Annotated in this window: 5 protein-coding genes; all 5 read right to left on the bottom strand. The window is 54.4% G+C overall.

Annotated elements, in window-relative coordinates; genetic code table 11:
• Nucleotides 1-99 precede the first annotated feature (99 nt).
• Entirely contained in the window at nt 100-1,344 is a 1,245-nt protein-coding gene (gene mtr, locus IM282_RS18945; protein WP_038416787.1) for a tryptophan permease, read from the bottom strand.
• A gap of 142 nt (nt 1,345-1,486) precedes the next feature.
• Nucleotides 1,487-3,382, bottom strand: coding sequence for a DEAD/DEAH family ATP-dependent RNA helicase (locus IM282_RS18940; RefSeq protein ID WP_022649514.1), 1,896 nt, complete (start codon nt 3,380-3,382; stop codon nt 1,487-1,489).
• Nucleotides 3,375-3,455, bottom strand: coding sequence for a protein YrbN (gene yrbN / locus IM282_RS18935; protein ID WP_097397692.1), 81 nt, complete (start codon nt 3,453-3,455; stop codon nt 3,375-3,377). The genes IM282_RS18940 and yrbN overlap by 8 nt, the downstream gene beginning before the upstream one ends.
• A 107-nt stretch (nt 3,456-3,562) precedes the next feature.
• On the bottom strand, nt 3,563-4,447 hold the full coding sequence (nlpI, locus tag IM282_RS18930) for a lipoprotein NlpI (RefSeq protein WP_003861782.1): 885 nt from the start codon (nt 4,445-4,447) through the stop codon (nt 3,563-3,565).
• A 110-nt stretch (nt 4,448-4,557) separates the two neighbouring features.
• Nucleotides 4,558-6,696, bottom strand: a complete 2,139-nt coding sequence (pnp, locus tag IM282_RS18925; RefSeq protein WP_022649515.1) for a polyribonucleotide nucleotidyltransferase — start codon at nt 6,694-6,696, stop codon at nt 4,558-4,560.
• Nucleotides 6,697-6,736 lie beyond the last annotated feature (40 nt).

Raw genomic sequence — 6,736 nt, 5'->3', positions numbered from 1 at the left:
GTCTCCTCTTCTATGCCAGTTATAACTGTTACCCATGTATCCGGTCTAAAGTGTTACCCATGTTTCCGGTTCATACCGTAGCGCCACCGGGCTTTCTGTTTACTGATACACAGGCAACAGATTAAAACTCGACAGCATGTGCACCACCGCATTGCCGAGACCAAATACCAGGATCAGCGCAATCATCGGTTTTCCGCCCCAGACGCGGAATTTCGGGCTGCCGAAGCGCTTACGTGATTTACGCGCCAGCAGCGCCGGTACAATCGCCGCCCAGATGGTAGCCGCCAGTCCTGCATAGCCGATGGCGTACAGGAAACCGTTCGGCCACAGCAGGCCGCCCACAATCGGTGGCAGGAAGGTTAACAGCGCCGTTTTGAAGCGCCCCATCGCAGAGTCATCAAAACCAAACAGATCTGCCAGGTAGTCAAACAGGCCCAGCGTCACGCCGAGAAATGAGCTCGCCACCGCAAAGTTAGAGAAGACCACCAGAAGCAGATCCAGACTGCGGCTGTTCAGCACGCCACTCAGCGCCTGTACCAGCACATCAATGTTACCGCCCTTCTGCGCAATGCCGATAAATTCCGGACGCGGGATGTTACCCATCGTCCCCAGCAGCCAGATCACATACAGCCCCAGCGCCAGCAGCGTGCCGTAAATCAGGCATTTCACGATGGTGCGCGGATCCTTGCCGTAGTACTTCATCAGGCTCGGTACGTTGCCGTGGTAGCCGAACGACGCCAGACAGAATGGCAACGTCATAAGCAGGTATGGCGTGTAGGAGGTGTTCACTTCCGCAACGTTAAACAGCGTGGCCGGCGTGACGTGCCCCAGCAGGCTGCCGAAGGTCAGGAAGAAGGTGATGACCTTGGCGCCCAACACGATCGCCGTCATGCGGCTGACCGCTTTGGTGCTCATCCAGACGATAAACGCCACGCCCAGCGCGAAGCAGAGACCCGCCAGACGCGCCGGAACGTTCAGCGACATCTCGGAGAAGGTGTGATGCAGAATCGACCCGCTCGCTGAAATGTACGCGTAGGTCAGGATATAGAGTACAAACGCGATGGACAACCCGTTCACCAGGTTCCAGCCTTTGCCCAGCAGATCTCGGGTGATGGTGTCGAAGCTGGAGCCAATGCGGTAGTTCAGGTTTGCTTCAAGGATCATCAGCCCGGAATGGAGCATGCAGAACCAGGTGAAAACCAGCGCCGCCAGCGACCAGAAGAACCACGCACCGGACATAACCACTGGCAGGGAGAACATCCCGGCACCAATAATGGTTCCGCCGATGATCACCACGCCGCCAAGCAGCGAAGGTGACGTTTGGGTGGTGGTTAGTGTTGCCATGCGGCCTTATCTCCAGTCAAAAATGTGGTGTGCATTTTAATGTGATGCACTGTACCAGTACAAGAGTACAAAAGGAATAAAAAAAGCCCCGATAACAACTATCGGGGCTGTATATTTTACTTTACGTCAAAAGCGAAAAGGCTTACGCGTCACCGAAACGACGACGGCTGGTGCCTTCTTCGCGGCGTGGGCCACGATTTTCACGGCGCTCGCCGGAGAAACGACGAGGTTCGCCAGTGCGACCTTCGCTACGACCGCCTTCACGACGCTCGCCACCGAAGCTGCGACCACCGCCACGGCGTTCGCCACCGCGGTCAGAGCGAGGCTGTGCATCACCCATCAGTTGCATGTTCATTGGCTTGTTCAGAATGCGGGTGCGAGTAAAGTGCTGCAGTACTTCGCCCGGCATGCCTTTTGGCAGCTCGATCGTTGAGTGTGAACCGAACAGCTTGATGTTACCGATGTAACGGCTGCTGATGTCGCCTTCATTAGCGATCGCGCCAACGATGTGACGAACTTCAACACCATCATCACGGCCCACTTCAATGCGATACAGTTCCATTTCGCCAGCGTCACGACGCTCGCGACGTGGACGGTCTTCACCACCACGCTCTGGACGGTCACCGCGTGGACCACGGTCGTTACGGTCGCCACGACGTTCGAAACGATCGTCACGGTCACGGAACTCACGCTTAGGACGCATCGGTGCATCAGGTGGCACGATCAGGCTACGTTCGCCCTGCGCCATTTTCAGCAGTGCTGCGGCCAGAGTTTCCATATCCAGCTCTTCGCCTTCAGCGACAGGCTGGATCTGGGACAGCAGCGCACGGTACTGATCCAGATCGCTGCTTTCCAGCTGCTGCTGTACTTTCGCGGCGAATTTTTCCAGACGGCGTTTGCCCAGCAGTTCTGCGTTTGGCAGCTCAGCTTCTGGAATGGTCAGCTTCATGGTGCGTTCAATGTTACGCAGCAGACGACGCTCGCGGTTCTCAACGAACAGCAGCGCACGGCCCGCACGACCCGCACGACCGGTACGGCCGATACGGTGAACGTAAGACTCGGAGTCCATTGGGATATCGTAGTTTACAACCAGGCTGATACGCTCAACGTCCAGACCACGTGCTGCCACGTCGGTTGCAATCAGGATATCCAGACGACCGTCTTTCAGACGCTCCAGAGTCTGCTCACGCAGCGCCTGGTTCATGTCGCCGTTCAGCGCTGCGCTGTTATAGCCGCTACGCTCCAGCGCTTCAGCCACTTCCAGGGTCGCGTTTTTGGTACGTACGAAGATAATCGCCGCATCAAAATCTTCCGCTTCCAGGAAACGGACCAGCGCTTCGTTTTTGCGCATGCCGTATACAGACCAGTAGCTCTGGCTGATGTCCGGGCGAGTGGTCACGCTAGACTGAATACGCACTTCCTGCGGCTCTTTCATGAAGCGGCGGGTAATGCGACGGATCGCTTCTGGCATGGTTGCAGAGAACAGAGCGGTCTGATGACCTTCCGGGATCTGCGCCATGATGGTTTCAACGTCTTCGATGAAGCCCATACGCAGCATTTCATCTGCTTCATCCAGTACCAGGCCGCTCAGCTTAGAGAGGTCCAGGGTACCGCGCTTCAGGTGATCCAGCAGACGGCCCGGCGTACCGACAACAATCTGTGGGCCCTGGCGCAGGGCGCGTAACTGCACGTCATAACGCTGGCCGCCGTACAGGGCTACCACGTTTACGCCGCGCATATGTTTAGAGAATTCCGTCATTGCTTCAGCAACCTGAACAGCCAGTTCACGGGTTGGAGCCAGGACGAGGATCTGCGGTGCACGCAGGTCCGGATCAATGTTGTTCAGCAGCGGCAGCGAGAATGCTGCGGTTTTACCGCTACCGGTCTGGGCCATGCCCAGCACGTCACGACCAGAAAGCAGGTGTGGGATACACTCAGCCTGGATCGGAGATGGTTTTTCGTAACCCAGATCGTTAAGGGCTTCAAGGATAGGAGCCTTCAGGCCCAGATCTGCAAAAGTGGTTTCGAATTCAGCCATGTAGTACAAGTGCCTCGATATTAATGGCGGCCAGTCTACTTAGCTCATCGTGAAAATGATTAGCAATTTTCATTGAAAAGTGTGAACCGGCTCAAATTAGGTGTATTGACGAACAACAACGCCCTCACCAGTGAAGGTGATGGCAATCAAAAGATTACGGGCTGATGTTTATGTCGTCAGCTATTGCTGGTCCGATTCTGCCAGGTCGTCTTGCTCCTGGCCCAAGAGCGATAATTCCAACAATGCATAACGGTGCTCAACGAAGTTATGTACGTTGTTAGCAACCGCTAATTTGAACAGTGCCGTAGCGCTGTCCATATCCCCCAGACTTAGGTAGTACTTACCTAAATAGAAGTTGGTTTCACTGAGATGCTCAGCGAGCGAGGTGTTATCCGTTGCGTCCGCCTTGAGGCGTTCCATCAGCGTTGCTTCGCTAATGTTGCCCAGGTAGAACTCGACAATGTTCCATCCCCACTGTTCCTTGTCCGATTTCTCGAAGCGCTGTTTCAGTGCTTCTTTGGCCTGCTTCTCATCGAGCTTCTGCTCAACGATGTAAAGCCACAGGCTGCGGAAAGGATCATTAGGATCGTCTTGATAAAACGCCAGCAGATCATCTTGCGCTAACTTATCACGACCGCCGTAATACAATGCGATACCGCGATTCAAGTGCGCGTAGTTGTAAGTTGGATCAAGCTCAAGTACAGAATCAAACGCTTCATAGGCAGCATCAAAATTGCCTGCCTGCGTTAAATAAATGCCTAAGTAATTGAATACTTCAGGCATATCAGGTCGAATTGCCAGCGCTTGTGAAAAATCATTTCGCGCTAATGCCCTCAGACCGAGACTATCATACAACACTCCGCGCTCATATAAAAGCTGTGCGCGTTCGTCATCGGTTAAAGCCCGACTGGCAAGTATTTGTTCCATGCGTGCCAGAATCACTTCCTGCTGCAAAGTCGGTTGCAATGGCACTGCGAGGACTTCGCTCTTACGCCAGGCAGAGTTGCTGCATCCTGCCAGCGTTAAAGCTGTCGCAACGAAACACCAGCGCAAAAAAGGCTTCATTTCCCACTCCCGAAGACAACTATTGGATGAACGTCCTGTCCCCCGGCGGCTTAACAAGGCGTCCTGCCTGATAATAAGCCCTCCGCCTGCGCGGAGGGCAAATGGCAACCTTACTCGCCTTGCTGTTCGGCAGCCGGGGCTTCCGGCGCCGCAGCAGGCTGAGACTGCTCGGTTGCTTCTTTAATGCTCAGACGGATACGGCCCTGGCGGTCTACTTCCAGAACTTTCACCGGTACTTCCTGACCCATTTGCAGGTAATCGGTCACTTTCTCAACGCGCTTGTCAGCGATCTGAGAGATATGTACCAGACCTTCTTTACCGCCACCGATGGCAACGAATGCGCCAAAGTCAACGATACGGGTCACTTTACCATTGTAGATACGGCCCACTTCGATTTCTGCTGTAATCTCTTCGATACGGCGGATAGCATATTTCGCTTTCTCACCGTCGGTTGCTGCGATTTTCACAGTACCGTCATCTTCGATTTCGATGGTGGTGCCCGTTTCTTCGGTCAGTGCACGGATAACAGAACCGCCCTTACCGATAACATCTTTGATCTTGTCTGGATTGATCTTGATGGTGTGAATACGCGGAGCGAATTCAGAGATATCACCGCGTGGTGCGTTGATAGCCTGTTCCATCACGCCCAGAATGTGCAGACGCGCACCTTTAGCCTGGTTCAGAGCAACCTGCATGATCTCTTTGGTGATACCTTCAATTTTGATATCCATCTGCAGGGCAGAGATACCGTCGCGGGAACCCGCCACTTTGAAGTCCATATCACCCAGGTGATCTTCGTCACCCAGAATGTCAGACAGAACAACGAAGTTGTCGCCTTCTTTCACCAGACCCATTGCGATACCCGCAACGGCGGCTTTGATCGGCACGCCTGCATCCATCAGCGCCAGAGAGGCACCACACACGGAAGCCATGGAAGAAGAACCGTTGGATTCAGTGATTTCAGACACGACACGTACGGTGTACGGGAATTTGTCTGCTTCTGGCATTACTGCCAGCACGCCGCGCTTCGCCAGACGACCGTGACCAATTTCACGACGCTTCGGTGAGCCAACCATACCGGTCTCGCCCACAGAGTACGGAGGGAAGTTGTAGTGGAACAGGAAGCTGTCAGTGCGCTCGCCCATCAGTTCATCGATGTTCTGTGCGTCACGTGCAGTACCCAGGGTAGCGGTAACCAGCGCCTGGGTTTCACCACGGGTGAACAGCGCGGAACCGTGAGTACGTGGCAGCACGCCAGTACGCACATCCAGACCACGGATCATGTCCTTTTCACGGCCATCAATACGCGGCTCGCCTGCCAGTACGCGACTACGAACAACGTTTTTCTCGATAGCGTGCAGGATTTCGCTCAGCTCGTTAGCGTCCAGCGTTTCGTCTTCCGCGATCAGGGTTGCGATGGTTTCATCTTTGATCACGTCAACCTGAGCATAACGCTCCTGTTTGTCTGTAATGCGATATGCATCGCTCAGACGAGATTCTGCCAGTGCAGCTACGCGTGCGTTCAGCGCGTCGTTTACCGCTTCTGGCTGCCAGTCCCAACGTGGTTTACCGGCTTCTTTCACCAGGTCGTTGATGTTCTGGATAACAATCTGCTGCTGGTCGTGGCCGAAGACCACTGCGCCCAGCATCTGGTCTTCACTCAGCAGTTCTGCTTCAGATTCAACCATCAGAACCGCTGCTTCAGTACCGGCAACAACCAGGTCCAGCTTACTCTCTTTCAGCTCTTCCTGAGTTGGGTTCAGCACGTACTGGTCGTTGATGTAACCGACGCGCGCGGCACCGATTGGGCCATTGAATGGGATACCAGACAGTGACAGGGCAGCAGACGCACCGATCATCGCTACGATGTCCGGGTTAACCTGTGGGTTAACGGAAACAACGGTTGCGATAACCTGCACTTCATTGACGAAACCTTCCGGGAACAGCGGACGAACCGGGCGGTCAATCAGACGCGCGATCAGGGTTTCGCCTTCGCTTGGACGGCCTTCACGACGGAAGAAGCCACCCGGGATTTTACCGGCAGCGTAGGTACGCTCCTGGTAGTTCACGGTCAGTGGGAAGAAGTCCTGACCTGGTTTAGCTTTTTTCTGGCCAACTACGGTAACGAATACAGCAGTGTCATCCATGCTTACCATTACGGCAGCAGTAGCCTGACGAGCCATCATGCCGGTTTCCAGCGTGACGGTATGCTGACCATACTGGAATTTACGAACGATCGGATTCAGCAAAATTCTGTCCTTTCTTAAATGTTTGAAAGCACACCTCAGG

The organism is Enterobacter cloacae complex sp. P29RS (assembly GCF_014893445.1).
Classification (GTDB): domain Bacteria; phylum Pseudomonadota; class Gammaproteobacteria; order Enterobacterales; family Enterobacteriaceae; genus Enterobacter; species Enterobacter intestinihominis.
This window is presented reverse-complemented; position numbering and strand designations above follow the sequence as displayed.